Here is a 17771-nt window from a genome sequence, read left to right as displayed (position 1 = left end):
GATAGCCTGCTTGGCTAGACAGGCATGTTGAATGCGAGGCTTTAATGTCGTTTGAGTACACGCCTCCCAAGTACGCGCAGTTGATCGCCGAACTGGAACGGCGCATCGACTCCGGCGAGTACCCGGCGGGCTCCCTGCTGCCCAGCGAACACACCCTCATGGCCGAGTTCGGCATGGCCCGCCCCACCGTGGTCAAAGCCCTCGGCGTCCTCCGTGACCAAGGCTGGATCGTCACCCACCAAGGAAAAGGCCGCTTCGTCCGGGGCCGCCCCGCCATCCCCACCGGCCAGCAACCCCGCACCGGCCGCGAACTCCTCGACCGGACAGAGACCCAGGCGGCAAGCAAGCTGCTCGCCGCCGGGCCCATCGAGGCACCCAACCGCATCGCGGCCTACCTCGGCGTCGAACCCAAAGCCCCGGTCGTCGGCCGCCGAGTCCTCATCGAACGCGACGGCGAACCGAGCGAGATCACCGCGACCTGGGTACCGGCCGACGTCGGCACGGGTACGGCCCTGGCCGAGGACGCCGACCTTCGTCAGGGGGTGCGGCGGTATGTGGAGAGCGCGGCCGGCGTGTCGCTGGATCACATCATCGAGCACGTCACCGCCCGCAACCCCACCCCCGAGGAACGCGACCTGCTCGGGGTGAAGAGCTCGGCCGCGCTGCTGAGTGTCTACGCCGTCGCCTGCGACGCCACGGGCAAGCCGTGGGTGGTGGTGGAGACGGTTCTTCCCGGTGATCGGCATGAGTTGGAGGACGCCTACCCGATCCGGTAGCCGCAACCGGTGGCTCCAACTTTTCTTCCGAAGCCCGCTTGGTGTACTTGACTATCCAAGCGGGCTTCGTGCTTAATGATGGAGCAGCTTGGTTAGTCAAGGTGGCTGACCGCTCATGATGATGAGGAGATGTTGCTCCATGGCCATCCAAGGCCCCATCGCCATCGGCTTCGACCAGGTCTTCCCCCACGGCTGCTACCTGATCGGAGAGGTGCAGCAGGTCAAGGACTTCGACGCCTCGACGGCCACCCGGGTCGTCTACGCCAAGGACAAGACCACCGGCCTTCCGGTCTGGCAGGTCTCGGTGGTCGACGCCGATCCCGAGGCCAAGGCCTCCCAGAAGTCGGTCACCGTCAAGATCCTCACCGAGGTCCAGCCCGTTCCCCCGCCGCCGCTGCCCGGCCTGCCGTTCACCCCGGTCGAGTTCGACGGGATGACCGTCACCCCCTACGTCGGCCAGGACACCGGCAGGTTGGCCTACTCGCTGCGGGCGCGGGCCATGCGCGCTCCCCGCACCACGGCCATCCCCTCCACCAAGCACACCGCCCTGGCGTCGGCCTCGGCCAAGGACGCCACCGCCAACACCGCAACCAGCAAGGACAAGGAGATCGCAGCATGAACACCCGCAACGACTACCAGCCCTACACCTACGTCACCGCCTCCATCCACAACGGCGACACCCGGCTCGATGTGTCCTTTCACACCGCCGAGCTGTCGGTCATGGCGATGACTGTCCAGGGCATCCGCCCCTACCTGTGCTTCGGCAGCGCCGAGGGCCAGCTGTCCATCTCCACCACCGGCGGCGGACCTGTCACCTCCGCCGACCTGGACCTGGCCCGCGAGATCGCCACCGCCGCCAACCGCTACCGCGACGAGTGCGAACGGCTCTACGCCGTCCAGGCCATCGTTCCGGCCCCCTCGCCCAACCGGGACGACGACCCGGCCTGACGTAAGCGGGGCCGCTGGAAGTTGCAGCTCCCGGCGGCCCCTCACATCTCCCTCTCACGCGAATTCAAGGAAGAGAGCTCCAGCCTAATGTTCAAAAAACTGCCCGGCGACGAGGCACAGCGCCTGGTCTCCACCACTCCCGACACCGCCGTCGTCTTCCGTCCGGCCGTGGTCCGCACCCCGGTCATGGCCACCCTGATCGTCCACGCCTGGCGGCTACTGGCCACCCTCGTGCGCCTGATCTGGCGGCACCCGATCGCCTCGACCGTCGTCGCCGTGCCCGGCGTGATCTGGACCGTGTACGGCTGGCCCTACAGCCTCGGCACGGTCGCCGTGCTGCTGGCCGTCCCGTCTCTGTGGGCGCTGGTCCACCGGCCCTCGTTCCTGCACTGGATCGGCTGGCGGCTGCTGGCCTTCTGCCGCCTGATCTGGGTCTACCGGCGGCACTGGCACGCGGTGATGACCATCTCCGGCCTGGCCCATCATCTCGGCGGACGTGACTACCTGCCCCATCTGCTGGGTGTGGCCTGCACCTCGTGGGCCGACCTGGTCACGGTGAAGATCCTCACCGGCCAGGCTGTCACCGACTGGGCCGACCGTACCGAGCAGCTCGCCCATGGCTTCGGGGCCGCCTCCTGCCGGGTCACCGTGACCCGGTCCGGCCGGCTGCTGCTGACCTTTCCTCGGCGGGATCCGCTGGCCGTGCCACTGCCCGCCATACCGATCCCCGCTGAGGCGTGGGTGGGGCCGGTGGAGATCGGCCGTTGTGAAGATGGCGCACCGTGGCGATTGAAGGTGCACGGCACTCACGTCCTGGTCGCCGGGGCCACCGGGGCGGGCAAGGGATCGGTCATCTGGTCGACCATCCGGGGCCTGCTGCCTGCCGCCAGCGTGGGCCTGACGGAGATCTGGGCGCTGGACCCCAAGCTGATGGAGCTGTCCTTCGGCCGGGATCTGTTCGGCGACCACTATGCCGCCTCCCCGGAAGCCTGCGTAGCGCTGCTGGAAGCCGCGGTGAAGGTGATGCAGGAGCGGGCGGGGCGGTTCGCCGGGGTCCGCCGCAACCACCTCCCCACGGTGGATGACCCGTTCGTCCTAGTGGTCGTGGACGAGGTGGCGTTCCTGACCGCCTACCAACCCGACAAGGGTCTTCGGGTCCGGACCGTCGCCGCCCTGGCCACCCTCACCACCCAAGGGCGGGCGGTCGGGGTCGGGGTGCTGGCCGCGCTCCAGGACCCGCGCAAGGACGTGCTGACCATCCGCAACCTGTTCCCCGACAAGATCGCCCTACGGCTCGACGAATCCGAGCAGGTCGACATGGTGCTCGGCGACGGGGCTCGGAATCGGGGTGCTTTGGCCGACCTGATCTCACCCCGGCCGCAGCAGGGCGCGGGCATCGCCTACGTCCGCCTGGAGACCTCCCCCGACCCGATCCGGGCCCGCGCCGCCTACGTCTCCGACGACGACATCCGGAACATGGTCGCCGTGTTCAGCGCCGACACCCTGCCGCTGCCCGAGGTGGCCTGATGAGGATCACCATCCACGGCACCGCCGACGAGATCGACGCCCTGCCCTTCCGGCGGCTACGCACCTTCGACGACTCCGATCTCGCCGAAGTCGTCGTGATCATCGACCTGAACACCGCCCGACTGCGCAAGCACCCCCACCACGACGCCTACCGGCTGCACGCCACCATCCTCGACCCGCCCCGGAAGGAGGCCCCGTGACCAACACCGCCCACCCGTCCGCCCCCGCATCCCCCAACGGAGCCGACCGCACCCTTCCCCGCACCATCCGCGACACCCTCCCCCTGGCCCTCGACGTCGCCGTCGAAGTCGCCAAGCTCAACGGCGTCTGCATCCGCCCCATCGAACTACGCCGCTTCGACACCCACACCGGCAGCTCCGAGCCATTCGACATCCCGTGCGGCACCACCAACGAGGCCAAGTGTCCGCCGTGTGCCCAGCGCAACAAGCAGCTCCGCAAGGCGCAGTGTCGCGAGGGCTGGCACCTGGAGACCGAGCCCGTCGCCGAACCGCACCCCAGCACCGCCGATCAGAAATGGCTGATCGAATTCCGGGCCGACGTTCAAGCCCAACGTGACCAGGCCGAACGCGACGGCGACGACGTGACCGACTGGGACGAGGCCATCGCGGGCATCGACGCCGAGATCAACGCCACCGGAATGCGAGGCAACGTCACCGGCGGCCGGAACACTCCCCGCCGGTCCCGCTCCACCCGGCGCCGCCAGGACGCCCCGGACCTGCCCCGGCGGACACGGCAGAACACCACCCTGGGACGGACCTTCGTCGCCCCGGACGGGCAGGTGTTCCGGCCCTCGCTGTTCGTCACCCTCACCCTGCCGTCCTACGGCAAGATCCGCCCCGGACAAGGCATCCCGGCCGACCCGGCCACCTACGACTACGCTCGCGCGGCCCGCGATGCCCTGCACTTCTCCAAGCTCATCGACCGGTTCGTGCAGAACCTCCGCCGGGTCGCCGGGTATGACGTGCAGTACTTCGCCACCGTCGAACCACAGAAGCGCTTCGCGCCTCACCTGCACATGGCGATCCGCGGGACCCTGCCGCGTGCGGAGATCAAGCAGATCGCCGCCGCGACGTATCACCAGGTGTGGTGGCCCTCGGTCGATCAGGTGCGCTTCGAGGGGGAGCACCTGCCGGTCTGGGCGGAACGAGACGAGCAGGCCGAGCCGTACCCGGACGGGCAGACCGGCGACTACCTCGACCCCGCCACCGGCGAACTCCTGCCGACCTGGCACGAGGCCCTCGACCGGCTCGACACCGACGACGAGGCGAAGCCCCTGCACGTGATGCGCTTCGGCGCTCAGGTCGACGTGCAGGGGCTCCTGGCTGGATCACCGGACGCTCACAAGCGCATCGGCTACCTGACCAAGTACCTCACCAAGAGCCTGGGCGACACCCTCGACCTCGACGAGAAGGACCAGGGTGAGGACGAGGAGGCGGCCGGTCCGGCTCATGCGGCGATCAATCAGGCCCGCCGGGACCACGCGGCCCGACTGGTGGAGGCGCTGCGCCACGAACCCTGCTCACCGGCCTGCGCCAACTGGCTGCGGTACGGCATCCAGCCCAAGGGCGCCAAGGCGGGCATGACGCCGGGCCGGTGCCGCTCCAAGGCGCACAAGGCCGAACACCTCGGCTACGCGGGCCGTCGCGTCCTGGTCTCCCGCAAGTGGTCGAACAAGACCCTCCGCGACCACAAAGCCGACCGCCGCGCCTGGGTCCTCGACATGCTCGGCCTGCCCGCCGACGACACCGCCATCGACCCGCACCGCTACGTCTGGCGGCCCGTCTCGACCAAGGACCCGACCCGGACCCCGCTGCCGGTGCGACTGCTGCGCGGCGTGGCCAACCGACAACACACCCGCGCTCGACTCGACGAACTACGGGCCAGAGCCGACGGCAGACCCATCCCCGATCTTTCGGCAACCACGGCACTGAGGGAGGCGGCGTGAAGAAGAGAGACGACGACAAGCTAATGACCGTCCCCGAGATCCTCGACCGGCTCGGCGGCGTGTCCGCTCGAACCCTCTACCGGTGGCGGGAGATCGGCAAGTTCCCTCGTGGCCTGCGGCTGCCCAACGACGAGATCCGCCTCTACCGCAGCGAGTTCGAGGCGTGGCTTGAGACCCTCCGGGAGGCGGCGTGAACCTCTCGTACGACGTCAAGTTCTTCGAGATCAGCCGGAACAAGTCGAGCAAGACGCCGTCCTACGTCGTGCGGTGGTCGGTCGCCCGGAAGCGCTCGTCGAAGACCTACCGGACCAAGGCTCTCGCCGAGAGCTTCCTGTCGGACCTGCGGCAGGCGGCCAAGCGGGGTGAGGCGTTCGAGGTCGAGACGGGTCTCCCCCAGTCGATGATCAAGGCCAAGGACGCCCGGACCGTTCTTGAGTTCGTCACGGCCTTCATCGAGATGAAGTGGCCTCATGCGGCGGCCAAGACCAGGGACGGCATGTCCGACGCGCTCGCGACGATCCTCCCCGCGCTGACCAAGGACCGCCCCGGCCGTCCCGACGCCGAAGACCTGCGGACGGCTCTTCGCAAGTACCTCCTTCTCCCGGAGAGCAAAAGGCCGGCTACTCCCCCGGAGTCGGCACAGGCGGTCCGCTGGCTCCGGTCGGCGTCGCTCGATCTGACGGCCCTGAACGAGGCCAAGACGGTACGGCTGGCCCTCGATGCGCTCGCCCTCCGCCTCGACGGCAAGGCCGCCGCTCCGAACACGATCGCTCGTAAGCGGGCCGTCTTTCATGCCGTCCTTGAGTACGCGGTGGAGCTTGGGGAGCTGGACTCCAACCCACTGCACAAGGTCAAGTGGAAGCCGCCCAAGGTCACCGAGACCGTTGACCCTCGCGTGGCGGTCAATCCGCGGCAGGCTCAGGAGCTCCTGACCATGGTCGCCTACGTGGGCGGTCGCGGCCGAGGTCGGCGGCTCATGGCGCTGTTCGCCTGCATGTACTACGCGGCCCTGCGCCCGGCCGAGGCGGTCGGCCTGCGAGTGCAGGACTGCCACCTTCCGCTCAAGGGCTGGGGGCGGCTGACGGTCGACGTCTCCCGTCCCGAGGTCAACACGAGGTGGACCGACAGCGGGGACGCGCACGAGGAACGGGGGCTCAAGCATCGAGGTCGGGACGACGTACGGCCGGTGCCGATCCCGCCGACGCTGGTCGAGATCCTCCGGGAGCACATCGCCGAGTACGGCACCGGCCAGGACGGGCGTCTTTTCCGGAGTGAGCGCGGCGGGGTGGTCGCCTCGACGGCCTACACCGAGGTCTGGCAGGAGGCCAGAAAGCTTGCCTTCACTCCTGCTCAGGTGGCCTCTCCCCTCGCGCGCAGGCCGTACGACCTGCGGCACGCGGCGGTGTCGCTGTGGCTCAACGCGGGTGTCCCCGCCCCTGAGGTGGCCGAGCGTGCCGGGCACAGTGTGGACGTCCTGCTGCGGGTCTACGCCAAGTGCCTCGACGGGCAGAAGGACGTGGCCAACAGGCGGATAGACGACGCGCTAGCCGCGTGAACCGCATGCCGTACAACCAGGACCCCGGAGCCCCCGGGGTCCTTTGGCGTTCCGGAGGCCGATTCCCGCCCCCGCACCACCCGGAAACCCCGGCTCCACCTGGGGAAACGCCTTCAAGGTCATTGCACGTATATTGGTGGAGCGGTGACATACGGCTGCTCTTGGCCGCGTACAACTGCATGTCCCGGAAAAGCAAAAGAGCCCCTCGCGGGGCTCTGAGCTGCCGTTTTGGCTGGTGGCAGGTGCAGGACTTGAACCTGCGTAGGCTGAGCCGACGGTTTTACAGACCGCTCCCTTTGACCACTCGGGCAACCTGCCGCGTCTTCCGCTCGAAGCGGCGACAGGAAGAAGAATAGCGGACTTCCGGGCGTGACGTGACATCGATAGAGGTCGCCCGCCGATAGGCCGCTCTACCAGGACTTTTACGGCTTACGGCTCAGATGGGAGGGGCTGCGGTACGGGCTTGGGAGTGGGGTGGCCGGGGAACGCGGGGTGGGGGCGAGTGAAAGGGAGCGTTGGAACGCGTGGGGCGGCTGTCGTCATATGCCGGATGTACGGCCCGCACCCGCCCCGTTTCCCCGCCGTCGACACCATCGTCTGGGTGTTGACGGTCACGTTCATCCTGAGCCGACAGGTGAGGCGCTAGGGTCGACAAGAGAGCTAGAGAGGATAGTCGACGCAATGGCCGACAGCAGTTTTGACATCGTCAGCAAGATCGACCACCAGGAGGCCGACAACGCGCTGAACCAGACGGTCAAGGAGGTCGGGCACCGATTCGACTTCAAGGGCACCGGTGCGAACATCGCCTGGTCGGGCGGGCAGAAGGCCGTCGAGATCAAGGCCAACAGCGAGGAGCGCGCGAACGCCGTCCTTGACGTGTTCAAGGACAAGCTGATCAAGCGGGGACTTTCGCTCAAGATTCTGGACGCCGGCGAGCCGAAGCTGTCCGGCAAGGAGTACCGGCTCATGGTCACCCTCAAGGAGGGCATCGACCAGGAGCACGCCAAGAAGATCTCGAAGATCATCCGGGATGAGGGCCCCAAGGGGGTCAAGGCCCAGATCCAGGGTGAAGAGCTACGGGTGAGCTCCAAGAAGAGGGACGAGCTCCAGGAGGTCATCGCCCTGCTCAAGGGCAAGGACCTCGAGATCGCCCTGCAGTTCACCAACTACCGTTGATGGAAGGGCGACCATAGCTCCGAGCTGCGCGTTCAGGGCTTTCTCCGCCTCAGGGGGGCACATCCGGGGCACATGGCCGAAGGCACACCGTCCACCGGGGCGCGAGTCTTCTCCTGTGCCTCGGGCGGCTCCTTCGCGTGCGCGTCAGGCTCGGTCGTGGGGGAACCGCCCCGGACCATCGGGACCGGTCGCCGGCCACCGCTGCCCCGTGGGCCAGCCCCTGACTCCCGGCCGGCCACCGGCGAGATTTCTGGAATGCCGCCGGGCAGGCCACGCCTTCCCCATCGGGAACGAGTAGAGCTCTTCCGGAGACCGGTTGGTCTGGAGCGCCGAGAGTCTGGTCATGTTCGAGGGGATCGTCCTTACCGTGCGGTGAGAAGGCGATCGTGCGGGGCTCGCCACCGGAAGGGTTGGCTCGACTCAGACGGCCACCGGAAGGGTTGGCTCGGTTCAGACGGCCGCTGGAAGGGTTTGCTCGACTCAGACGGCCACCGCAGGGGTTGGCTCGACTCGGGCGGCGGTCCGAGCCGTGAGCCGGATCCAGGATTCGAGCGTCACCGACAGGCCACCCCTCAAAGGCCGCCGCCGCGCCGTAGGGCGAGCGGCGGGCCGCCCGAAGGTGAACGGACGCCGGACCGCGGTACGTCGCGGTCGAGGTGTCATGGGTGCCGGTGTACCGACGGTTCACCGACGCGGCCTGTGTTCTCGTCGTTCGCGACGCCACTCTGCCCGGCCCGTGCCGGGAGGGTTCACGACTGCCGCCGGTCATTTACCGTCGCCGACTATTTCCGATGAAAGCGGGAAATTTCCGGCGGGGATAGCAAATCTAAATATGTCGCGGCATTTCCTGGATAGGATCGACGCGCTTCCGGTGAGCCGGCGAGAGTACCGCGTGCTTCGAAAACTCCTCGGCCATGGACCGGATCTTGTCGGCGGGTCGGAGAACAGGAAGGTCACCGGTGCGGGAGAAACTGCTCGCCGCGATTCGGGCGCGGAACGCGAGCGCCATTGAGGCCGGCGATTCACGACCGGTGCTCGACCCGGCCGCGCTGGAGGAGATGCAGGCCCTGCTGGCGTTCGTCGGCGCGTCGGCGACGGACTCCCGGAACGGCCCCGACCTGGAGGTTCTCCATTCCGTCGGGTGGTTGTGCTGGCTCCGCGTCCTGGCGTTGCCGGTAGGTGAGTGGGACGAGGACATGCGATGCGCCGTCATGTTGTTCGGGCCGGTTTTCGCCAATGATCCGCAGGCGGTTCCCGAAACGCTGCGCGAGTTCTACGAGAAGCGGGAGGTACTGTCCGGCGACGACGAACCGTTCGATGACGACCGTTATGTCCCTGAACATCTCGTCTATGACCCGGATTACCATGACTCCTTCGCCGAACCGGAATCCCACGATTCCGATCCCTTCGCGGATCCGGACGCCGACGCCACCGCGGCTGACCTCACCGATCAGGGAGTCGCGCTCTACAGCTGGCACGAACGTACCGGCGACCACGAGGCCCTTCAGAAGGCCCTGCAGCTTTTCCGCGCCGCCCTCGCGGCGGTGCCCCGCGACCACCCGAAACGGGACCTGTGCCGGTCCAACCTCGTGAGTGCCCTGGGCACCTGGTACGAACTCTCGGAGGACCCCGAGGCGATCCACGAGATGATCGCCGTCTTCCGCACCGCCTCGGGCGACCTCCCCGACGACCATCCCGACCGCGTCGATCTCCTGTCCGATCTCTCGGCCGCCCTGCGCATGCTCTTCGAGCGCACCGGGGACCTCGAGGCCATGCACGAGGCGGTCGCCGTCCGGCGAGCCGTCATCGGATCCGCGACCCGCGGTCATCTGAACCGCGCCGAGGATCTGACCGACCTCGGAAGTCTCCTTCGCAGACTGTTCGAGCACGTCGGGAACCCGGAGACACTGCGCGAGGCGGTCGGCGCACACAGGTCGGCCGTGGCGGCCACCCCGGACGGAGCCGCGGAGCTGGCCGGACGCCTGTCGAGCCTCGGGGGCGCGCTCCAGACCTTGTTCGAATGCACCGGGGACGTGGAGGCGCTGCGCGAGGCGGTGGCCGCCGGGCGGCGCGCCGTGGCGGCCCTGCCTCACGAGCACCCGGATCGGGCCATGTGCCTGGCCAATCTCGGGGTCTCCCTGCGCACCATGTTCGAGCACATCGGTGACGTCGGGATGCTGCACGAGGCGGCCGGCGTGCACCGGACCTGTGCGGCGGTCACTCCGGAAGGTCACCCCTACCGGGGGAGCCGCCTGTCCAACCTCGGCAACACCCTCCTCGCTCTCGCCGAACAGACCGGGGATCCGGCGGTGCTGCGCGAGGCCGTCGAGGTCGCCCGGGCCGCACTGGCCGCGACTCCGGACAGTCACCCCGACCACGCCGCATACGTGTCCAACCTCGGGAACGCCCTGCACGCGCTGGCGGAGACCACCGGAGACCCCGGCGCGCTCGTTGAGGCGATCGGCATGGCGCGAGCCGCCGTGGCCGCCACGCCGGACGGCCATGCCATCAAGCCGAGATATCTGAACAGTCTCGGGGCCGGACTGACACTGCTCTTCCGAGACACCGGGGAACTCGGCGCACTGCGCGAGGCCATCGCCGCCGGACGCGCCGCCGTGGCCCTCTCCGACGACACCTGGCCCGAACTGTGCGACCGCCTGCTCCTACTGGGTTCGGCGCTGCGCAACCTCTTCGAGCGATCCGGGGATCGAGAGACTCTGACAGAGGCCAGGGAGCTGTTCGCGCGGGCGGCGGCGCTACGGACCGCCGCCGTCAGCGACCGGATCGCCGCCGGCCATCTCAAGGCGGAGACCGACACCCTGGCGGGAGACGACGCGGCCGCCCTGTCGGCGATGGAGGAGGTGGTGCGCATGCTGCCGCTCATGGCATCCCGGGACCTGCGGAGAAAGGACCGTGAACACCGCCTCGGCGAGATGGCCGGGATCGCCGGACGGGCCTCCGCCGCGGCGCTGTCGGCCGGCAGGCCGGAGCGGGCCCTGGAACTCCTCGAACAGGCCCGCGGCCTGCTGCTCGCCGAGGACATGGAGTCCCGCACCGAGCAGGCCCGGCTGCGCGCGCAGGCCCCCGATCTCGCCGATGACTTCGTACGGCTCTGCGAACGCTTCGCCCAGCTCGAGGCGGCCGCGCACCGGGACGTCGCATCGGGGATCCCGCGAGAAGGCGACCACGAGCCGGCGAGCCGGCGCCATGAGGCGGCCACCGCGTGGGACGCGCTTCTTGACCGTATCCGCGCCCGCCCAGGACTCGCCGACTTCCTGATCCCGCCGCCCATCGACCGGCTCCGGCGGCAGGCCGCGGCCGGTCCCGTCGTCATGGTGACCACCGACCCGCATCGGTGCGACGCCCTGATCCTGACCGACGATCCCGAGCGGCCAGTGCGGCACGTACCCCTGACCGGCCTCACCGAGGATGACGTCTACCTGCAGGGAGAGCGCTTTCTGGCGGCGCGCCGTACCGCTGTCACCGCTTCCGACACGTTCACGCGCAGGCGGGCTCAGGCCGACCTGCACGACGTCCTCGGCTGGTTGTGGGACACCGTCGCGGCCCCCGTCCTGGCCGAACTCGGTCACACCGCCACTCCGGCGCCCGGCCGTGAATGGCCACGGCTGTGGTGGTGTCCGGTCGGAGTGATGGCCTATCTGCCGCTGCACGCGGCCGGGCACCACCACGACATCGTGACCGACGGCGCGTCGCCCCGTACCGTCATGGACCGGGTCGTCTCCTCCTACACCACCACGGTCCGTGCGCTCGCCTATGCCCGGCGGAGCCCCACCCCCTCCGATGTGAGGACGGCGGGCCACCGTCCGGCGCTGATCGTCGCCATGCCCAGCACCCCGGGTGCGAGACCGCTACCGGGTGCGGACGACGAAGCCCGCCGTCTGAGTGGCCTGCTCCGGAACGCGACCCTCCTACGGGGGCCGCACGCGACCCACCAGGCGGTCCTCGCGGCGCTGCCCGCGCACTCGGTGGTGCACTTCGCCTGTCATGGCACCAGTGACTGGAACGACCCGGGCGCGAGCCGTCTGCTGCTCTTCGACCACACCACCCGTCCGCTGACCGTCTCCGCGATCTCCAGATTGCGCCTGACCGGCGCAGACCTCGCCTACCTGTCCGCCTGCGAAACCAGTGACACCCATCCTCGTTTCGTCGACGAGGGGGTCCACATCACCGCCGCGTTCCAGCTCGCCGGTTTCCGTAACACGATCGGCACCCTGTGGTCGATCAACGACCAGGTGGCCGCCCGTGTCGCCGAGGAGGTCTACACCCAGCTCACCGACGAGGGCTCCCGTACAGCGGACACCTCCCGCACCGCTCTCGCACTGCACAACGCCACCCGGCACCTGCGCGCGGCCCTCTTCGACACCCCCACCCTGTGGGCCTGTCATGTCCATACCGGTGCCTGACCGCACGCCGGTACCCGGCCGGGGGTGTCCGAGGACCTACACGGTCGAGCTCTGCTCGATTTCGAGGAGAAAGCGCAGTATGCGGTCGCGCTGGCCGCTCAGCATGACATTGACGTGGCCTGAGTGCGTGAGCTGACCGGTGTAGGCCGTGTACTGCCCGGCGTCCGGCCCGGCCGCCCGGCCGCCGTGTCTAGTTTCGTACGTCCATGAATCGTCGACCAGGCGTACGCACGCGATGCCATGGACTCTCGCGTACTCCAGCGCGCCGCGCTGGAACCCGGAGGCCGCCACGACGACCCCCTTGTGCGCGCCGGTGGCACGCAGTTTGTCGTTCAGCACCTGCACGTGCTCGCGCTTGACCGGTGTGGCGTGCCGCTTGCACTCGAACAGCATGAGGAAGTCAGCGCCGAGCAGCCGGAAGCGCACCGTGACATCGATGACGTAGGTGCCGTCGACCCCCTCCACCGGGTCCAGATGCTCGACCCTCCAGTCGAGGATCTCGTGGCCGCCGTCCCGCATGAGGTCGGCGACGGCCCGCTCGTACTCCGCCGGGCTCGGTTCGAACGCCTGCCAGACGTCGACGCCGTCGTCCCGGCTCATGCCGGCCGGCGAAGAGCGTGCGAGCGGGGGCGCCTCCGCCCTTCGGCGATATGTCCGCGGTGCCGTTGGGAGCGATCCCGAGGAAACGGCGGCGAGCCCATGCACAACTCCCAGAGGCCGTTGTACGACTATTTGATCAAATACCCGCCGAGTGTCCCCCGGGAAGCGGCCGGTGTGCAAGACCGTTCGCCGCCCTCTCGACCTCTCACCGCCTTTCCGTGCTCACCGTCTCCTCGGAGAATCACCGTCTCCTTCGAGAGTCGCCGAGCCGGGGCGCCGTCATGGGGGCGTGGCTGATTCGTGACACAACCTTTTACTCCGGGGCCGCATCTATCCAGGTGACGAAAGGAAGAGCGATGACACCCTCACGCGGATTCGCCGCACTCGCACTCGCCACCTTGACCGCCACCATCATGACCATGACCGTGACCCCGGCGGAGGCGAAAACGGGAGCCGCTTCCGACGACTCGGTCCGGTACGCCTGGATCAAGAGCTGCAAGAAGAAGGACTACACGGTTCCGTGCGGCCAGTGGACTCTGACGCTGCGCAGCGGCAAGACCGTCAAGCTGACCGACGCGCGGGTCAATCCGCGCTTGGCCAACGGCAATGTGGACAAGGAGTCCAGCACCCCCTTCGCGGTCAGCGGCGACGGCCGGTCGGTGACCTATTTCAAGGGCGACAAGCTCGTCGTCCGTGACGTGAACAGCGGGAAGGTCCGTCCGCTGCCCGGCGCGGCCGCCGTGCTGCCCAAGGGGATCGGCCAGAACGACGTGGACACCACGATCTCCCCCGACGGCTCGATCGTCGTGATCGACTACTCCGACAGCGCGGACAAGCTGCCGACCCTGGTCGTCAACCTCAAGAGCGGAAAGACGATCAAGCTGCCGTCGAAGAACGGCCTGCTGAGCTTCAGCCCCGACGGGCAGCACCTGCTCACCGGTCGCTACACCGACGACAACATCACCGAGTTCGTGGTCTTCGACGCCGACGGCAGGAAGGGCGCGAGCCAGGTCGTGCCGCAGATCGTGTCCAACAACTCGCCGGTCGCGCTGGCGGACGACGGGTCCACGGTGGCGCTGGTCATCTCCGGCTCGTCGGGCAAGCCCCGCCTGCGCACCTACGACCTGACGTCGGACACCGTCTCCGACGCGATCCCGCTCGGCATCCCCAAGGACGAGAGCCCCCAGCGCCTCTACTGGAACCCGGCGGGAACGCTCACGCTCTGGACGGGTAATGGCGGCGGCGAGGGCGACCTTGCCTCGGTGATGAAGTGGACGGTGAACGCCGAGACCGGCGCCACCCGGAAGCTGGACGCCTTCACGATCAAGAAGTCCCCGTGGACCTGGTGGCTGCCCGGCGAATGACAGCCATCTATCGTCCTTCTCATGGGGAAAATCCACGCAAGGCTCAACGACCGGCTGCGTGAGTTCATCGAAGCGCAGCCGGTCTACTTCGTCGCAACCGCCCCCGAACAGGGCGGTCACGTCAACGTCTCCCCCAAGGGATACCCCGACACCTTCGCCGTCCTCGACGACACCACCGTGGCCTACCTCGATCTGGACGGCAGCGGCGTCGAAACCGTCTCCCACCTCCGCCAGAACGGCCGTATCACGGTCATGTTCTGCGCCTTCTCCGGTCCTCCCAACATCCTCCGCCTGTACGGCACCGGCCGGGTCGTCGTCCCGGACGATCCCGCCTTCCCCGAGCTGATCAAGAAGTTCGGCTCGCATCCCGGCGTCCGCTCGATCATCGTCGTCGAATGCGACCGCATCGCCGACTCCTGCGGCTTCTCTGTCCCCTTCATGTCCTTCGACAAGGATCGGACGCTGCTGGACGAGTGGGCGGGACGCAAGGACGTCCAGGAGCGGCGGGCCTACCGGGCCAAGAACAACCGCGAGAGCATCGACGGTCTCCCCGGACTGTCGCCCGAGGAGACCGATCCGGTGGCCCAGCACTCCTGAACGGGCTCCCGGCCCGGTGGCCCACCACTTCCGAGCAGGTTTCCGATCCGGCGGTTCACCGGTTCCGAGCAGCCCCCGTTCCAGCGGAGGCGCGACCATCTCGTCGGCGGGCCGTCCGCCGTCTCACCGGCGGGCCGTCTCACCAACAGGTCATCTCATCGGCGGGTCACGTCACCGGCGGGCGGCCGTCCGGCGGGACTCCCCAGTGGATGCGCCCGGCGGGAGCCGTACCTCCGCAATTCATATAGATGACCAGTCACGTTCAGTGACATGAGCAATGGTCGGTGTCATGTCCAACAGGTACACACTCATCCATCTCACCGATGTCCACGCCGTCGCCGACGGCCTGCTCCACGACTCCATCGACTCGACGGGGGCCCTCAGGACCGCGCTGGACACCGTGGTCGCCGCCGGGCAGCCCGTGGACGCGATCATCCTGTCCGGCGACATCGCCGAGCGGGGGGACGAACCCTCCTACCGGCTGGTGGCCGAGGCCCTGGAGTCCGCCGCGAGCAGGCTCGGCGCGGCCGTCGTGGTCGCGATGGGCAACCACGACGAGCGCCGCGCCTTCCGCGCGGCGCTCGTCGGCGTCGAGCCGAGCGGCGAGCCGTACGACGCCGTGGCCTGGATTCATGGTCTGCGCGTCGTGACCCTCGACACCACCGTGCCCGGCGCGCACCACGGCGAGCTCTCCGGCGACCAGCTGAAATGGCTGGCCGCGACGCTGGCCGAGCCGGCGGCCGACGGCAGCGTGCTGGTGCTGCACCACCCGCCCATCCCCAGCGTGCTGCCGATGATGAACGGGATCGGGCTGCGCACCCCGGAGAAGCTGGCCGAGGTGCTGGCCGGGTCCGACGTACGGCTGATCGTCGCCGGTCACACCCACAGCGCGACGTCGGGCACGCTCGCGGGCGTCCCGGTCTGGGTCGGCCCCGGCAACGCCTACGGCGCCGACACCATGGCTCCGGCGGACAGGACCCGCGGGATCCCGTTCCAGGCGTTCAGCCGGATCGACATCACCGAGGACGGCCTGATCACCACGGTGGTCCCGCTGTCGTCGGCGCCCCCGGTGTACGACCTGGACACCGAGGAACTCCTCGGCCACCTGGCTAGTCATAGCGGGTGACGAAGGAGACGAGGTCTCCGCGGCAGCGCCGCTCGATGTGACACAGGGGCTCGTCGCCGTGCGCGACGAGCCCCTCCCGCACGAGTACGGCGGTGCCCACGTCGACCGAGAGCACGGCCTGGTCGTCGGGGTCGGCCAGGTCCGCCGAGATCGCGTGCCAGGCGTAGCGGTAGGGCGTCCCACCCGTCTCCAACGAGCCGAGCACACCGAGCGCCGGGTCGTAGGCGAGGTCCGCTCGCCCGGGGGGAAGCCGGTAGCGGCTCAGCACGCACGGCACGCCTCCGGACCTGAGCAACGTGGTGATCTCGTGGATCTCCCCACTGGGAAGCCCGAGGTGGCGCGCTCCGGCGGGGTGCTCGACGGGCCCCCGGGTGAGGATCTCCTCTCCGCCGGCGAAGGTCGCGGCCAGCCCCTCCAGATCCACCGGCCGGTGCCTGCGGGTGACGGGATCGACGGTCACCTCGATCCGGCGTGGGGCGCGCCGTACGAAACTGCCCAGCCCGTGCCGCGTCTCGACCAGCCCCGCCTTGCGCAGCTCGATCATCGCCTGCCGGGCGGTGAGGCGGTGCACGCCGAACCGCTCGGCGAGCGCGTCCTCGGTGGGCAGCCGCTCACCCGGCGGCAGTTCACCGGATTCGATGCGCCGCCCGAGCTCACGGGCGATCGCGCGATAGCGGGCTTCTCTGGGCATCTGGATACTGTACGGCTCTCGCACGGCAGGCCCGGCCGATGATTCACGGATGTGCGAACGTTGCCCGCCCGTTCACTCACCGTCCATTTCTCCGCCGCGTTTCCGCAGGTGAGCCAGTCATATATATGACTCATGCCGCTTCTGAACCTCCGTGACGTCGCCGACGGCACCGGAACCGTTTTGCGCACCGGCGTGCTGCTGCGCTCCGCCCAGCCCCACGCCCTGACCCACGCCGACACCGACCTGCTCGCGGGACTCCTCGGCGGCCCGCTCGAAGGACTGCGCCTCATCGCGGACCTGCGCGGCGAGGCCGAACGGACCGGCGACGACTGGGCTCCCCTGGCCGAGCGCGGCGTGCGGATCGTCAGACTCGGCACCTCGGGATCCCCCGCCGACCTGTCCGCCTTGCCACCCGGAATCGAACTCGGCGACCTGTACGTCCTGATGCTCGACCACCGGACCACCTGGTTCGCCTCCGTCGTCGCGGAGATCGCCGACGGGCTGCCCGCCCTGGTGCACTGCGCCGCAGGCAAGGACCGCACCGGCCTGGTCGTGGCGTTGATCCTCGACCTGGCCGGAGTGGACCACGACACGATCGTCCGCGACTACACGGCGACCGGGGAGCACCTTCCCCAGATCATGACGATGCTCGGCCTGAACTCCCCCGTGACCCCACCGAACTCCCCCACGGCTCCCCCTGCCTCGGCCCCCGCCCACGCCACGGCATCCACCGGCCCGGCACCACAGCCCCCAACGCCTCCCTCGGCGGAAGCCGCCGACCTGGTACTCCAGCCCCCGCCGCCTTCCTCGGCGGAGACCGCCTGCCCGGCGCCGCAGGCCGTACCGCCTCATCTGGCGGAGGTCACCGGCGCGGTGTCCGGGCTGCTCGACGCGCCGGAAGCCGCCATGCGCACCTTCCTGGCCGCCCTCGACGCCCGCGGAGGCGCCGAGCGGCTGCTCCTGGCCCATGGCCTGACCGAGGGCCACGTCCGGCGACTTCGCACCGCCCTTGTCGGCTGAT

The 17771-nt window shown here is 68.9% G+C and carries 16 protein-coding genes and 1 tRNA gene; 14 read left to right on the top strand and 3 right to left on the bottom strand.

From position 1 onward, the window contains the following. Positions 1-44 precede the first annotated feature (44 nt). From AB0N02_RS31885 to AB0N02_RS31850, 8 genes are all read left to right on the top strand, one after another. The gene (locus AB0N02_RS31885) at positions 45-776 is read left to right on the top strand and encodes a GntR family transcriptional regulator (RefSeq protein ID WP_363953977.1); all 732 of its coding nucleotides are present in this window, start codon (positions 45-47) and stop codon (positions 774-776) included. A 139-nt stretch (positions 777-915) separates the two neighbouring features. After that, the gene (locus tag AB0N02_RS31880; protein WP_363953975.1) at positions 916-1395 is read left to right on the top strand and encodes a plasmid replication, integration and excision activator; all 480 of its coding nucleotides are present in this window, start codon (positions 916-918) and stop codon (positions 1393-1395) included. Next, positions 1392-1724, top strand: coding sequence for a hypothetical protein (locus tag AB0N02_RS31875; protein WP_363953973.1), 333 nt, complete (start codon positions 1392-1394; stop codon positions 1722-1724). The genes AB0N02_RS31880 and AB0N02_RS31875 overlap by 4 nt, the downstream gene beginning before the upstream one ends. Positions 1725-1811: 87 nt before the next feature. Continuing rightward, a complete protein-coding gene (locus AB0N02_RS31870; RefSeq protein WP_363953971.1) occupies positions 1812-3251 on the top strand; it encodes an FtsK/SpoIIIE domain-containing protein in 1440 nt (479 codons plus the stop codon). Beyond that, complete coding sequence (locus AB0N02_RS31865) at positions 3251-3451, top strand: hypothetical protein (RefSeq protein ID WP_363953969.1); 201 nt, start codon at positions 3251-3253, stop codon at positions 3449-3451. The genes AB0N02_RS31870 and AB0N02_RS31865 overlap by 1 nt, the downstream gene beginning before the upstream one ends. Beyond that, positions 3448-5217, top strand: a complete 1770-nt coding sequence (locus AB0N02_RS31860; RefSeq protein ID WP_363953967.1) for a replication initiator — start codon at positions 3448-3450, stop codon at positions 5215-5217. Before AB0N02_RS31865 ends, AB0N02_RS31860 begins: the two co-directional genes overlap by 4 nt. Then, complete coding sequence (locus AB0N02_RS31855; RefSeq protein ID WP_229855691.1) at positions 5214-5411, top strand: helix-turn-helix domain-containing protein; 198 nt, start codon at positions 5214-5216, stop codon at positions 5409-5411. Before AB0N02_RS31860 ends, AB0N02_RS31855 begins: the two co-directional genes overlap by 4 nt. Then, the gene (locus AB0N02_RS31850) at positions 5408-6772 is read left to right on the top strand and encodes a tyrosine-type recombinase/integrase (RefSeq protein ID WP_363953964.1); all 1365 of its coding nucleotides are present in this window, start codon (positions 5408-5410) and stop codon (positions 6770-6772) included. The genes AB0N02_RS31855 and AB0N02_RS31850 overlap by 4 nt, the downstream gene beginning before the upstream one ends. A 233-nt stretch (positions 6773-7005) precedes the next feature. Here the strand turns inward: AB0N02_RS31850 and AB0N02_RS31845 are convergent. Further along, positions 7006-7090, bottom strand: a tRNA-Tyr gene (locus AB0N02_RS31845). A gap of 363 nt (positions 7091-7453) precedes the next feature. Here AB0N02_RS31845 and AB0N02_RS31840 point away from each other — a divergent pair. Further along, positions 7454-7948: a YajQ family cyclic di-GMP-binding protein gene (locus AB0N02_RS31840; protein ID WP_363953962.1), complete on the top strand. Its 495-nt coding sequence runs from the start codon at positions 7454-7456 to the stop codon at positions 7946-7948. A 959-nt stretch (positions 7949-8907) separates the two neighbouring features. Next, positions 8908-12372: a CHAT domain-containing protein gene (locus AB0N02_RS31835; protein ID WP_363953960.1), complete on the top strand. Its 3465-nt coding sequence runs from the start codon at positions 8908-8910 to the stop codon at positions 12370-12372. A 36-nt stretch (positions 12373-12408) separates the two neighbouring features. Here AB0N02_RS31835 and AB0N02_RS31830 read toward each other — a convergent pair whose 3' ends face one another. Further along, positions 12409-12972 (bottom strand): restriction endonuclease, encoded by a 564-nt coding sequence (locus tag AB0N02_RS31830; protein WP_363953958.1) that lies wholly within the window; start codon positions 12970-12972, stop codon positions 12409-12411. 356 nt (positions 12973-13328) lie between these two features. Here AB0N02_RS31830 and AB0N02_RS31825 point away from each other — a divergent pair, with 356 nt between their 5' ends. From AB0N02_RS31825 to AB0N02_RS31815, 3 genes are all read left to right on the top strand, one after another. After that, a complete protein-coding gene (locus tag AB0N02_RS31825) occupies positions 13329-14336 on the top strand; it encodes a hypothetical protein (RefSeq protein ID WP_363953956.1) in 1008 nt (335 codons plus the stop codon). A gap of 21 nt (positions 14337-14357) precedes the next feature. Further along, on the top strand, positions 14358-14933 hold the full coding sequence (locus tag AB0N02_RS31820) for a pyridoxamine 5'-phosphate oxidase family protein (protein WP_363953954.1): 576 nt from the start codon (positions 14358-14360) through the stop codon (positions 14931-14933). A gap of 289 nt (positions 14934-15222) precedes the next feature. After that, positions 15223-16059 carry a metallophosphoesterase gene (locus AB0N02_RS31815; protein ID WP_363953952.1) on the top strand — a complete coding sequence of 279 codons (837 nt, stop codon included), beginning with the start codon at positions 15223-15225 and terminating at the stop codon, positions 16057-16059. On the opposite strand, the gene AB0N02_RS31810 is transcribed toward AB0N02_RS31815, so the two are convergent. Continuing rightward, the gene (locus AB0N02_RS31810; protein ID WP_363953950.1) at positions 16043-16750 is read right to left on the bottom strand and encodes a GntR family transcriptional regulator; all 708 of its coding nucleotides are present in this window, start codon (positions 16748-16750) and stop codon (positions 16043-16045) included. The two genes, AB0N02_RS31815 and AB0N02_RS31810, sit on opposite strands and share 17 nt — an antisense overlap. Before the next feature lie 132 nt (positions 16751-16882). Between AB0N02_RS31810 and AB0N02_RS31805 the strand changes: the two genes are divergently transcribed. Then, entirely contained in the window at positions 16883-17770 is an 888-nt protein-coding gene (locus AB0N02_RS31805; protein ID WP_363953948.1) for a tyrosine-protein phosphatase, read from the top strand. The last annotated feature ends 1 nt before the right edge of the window (position 17771 follow it).

Source organism: Streptosporangium sp. NPDC051022 (assembly GCF_040683035.1).
Classification (GTDB): Bacteria; Actinomycetota; Actinomycetes; order Streptosporangiales; family Streptosporangiaceae; genus Streptosporangium.
This window is presented reverse-complemented; position numbering and strand designations above follow the sequence as displayed.

What these genes read in the sequence shown, in the direction of transcription:
- AB0N02_RS31885 (WP_363953977.1), top strand. Translation starts at nt 45, where the DNA reads ATGTCGTTTGAGTACACGCCTCCCAAGTACGCGCAGTTGATCGCCGAA.
- AB0N02_RS31880 (WP_363953975.1), top strand. Translation starts at nt 916, where the DNA reads ATGGCCATCCAAGGCCCCATCGCCATCGGCTTCGACCAGGTCTTCCCC.
- AB0N02_RS31875 (WP_363953973.1), top strand. Translation starts at nt 1,392, where the DNA reads ATGAACACCCGCAACGACTACCAGCCCTACACCTACGTCACCGCCTCC.
- AB0N02_RS31870 (WP_363953971.1), top strand. Translation starts at nt 1,812, where the DNA reads ATGTTCAAAAAACTGCCCGGCGACGAGGCACAGCGCCTGGTCTCCACC.
- AB0N02_RS31865 (WP_363953969.1), top strand. Translation starts at nt 3,251, where the DNA reads ATGAGGATCACCATCCACGGCACCGCCGACGAGATCGACGCCCTGCCC.
- AB0N02_RS31840 (WP_363953962.1), top strand. Translation starts at nt 7,454, where the DNA reads ATGGCCGACAGCAGTTTTGACATCGTCAGCAAGATCGACCACCAGGAG.
- AB0N02_RS31830 (WP_363953958.1), bottom strand. Translation starts at nt 12,972, where the DNA reads ATGAGCCGGGACGACGGCGTCGACGTCTGGCAGGCGTTCGAACCGAGC.
- AB0N02_RS31825 (WP_363953956.1), top strand. Translation starts at nt 13,329, where the DNA reads ATGACACCCTCACGCGGATTCGCCGCACTCGCACTCGCCACCTTGACC.
- AB0N02_RS31820 (WP_363953954.1), top strand. Translation starts at nt 14,358, where the DNA reads ATGGGGAAAATCCACGCAAGGCTCAACGACCGGCTGCGTGAGTTCATC.
- AB0N02_RS31815 (WP_363953952.1), top strand. Translation starts at nt 15,223, where the DNA reads ATGTCCAACAGGTACACACTCATCCATCTCACCGATGTCCACGCCGTC.
- AB0N02_RS31810 (WP_363953950.1), bottom strand. Translation starts at nt 16,750, where the DNA reads ATGCCCAGAGAAGCCCGCTATCGCGCGATCGCCCGTGAGCTCGGGCGG.
- AB0N02_RS31805 (WP_363953948.1), top strand. Translation starts at nt 16,883, where the DNA reads ATGCCGCTTCTGAACCTCCGTGACGTCGCCGACGGCACCGGAACCGTT.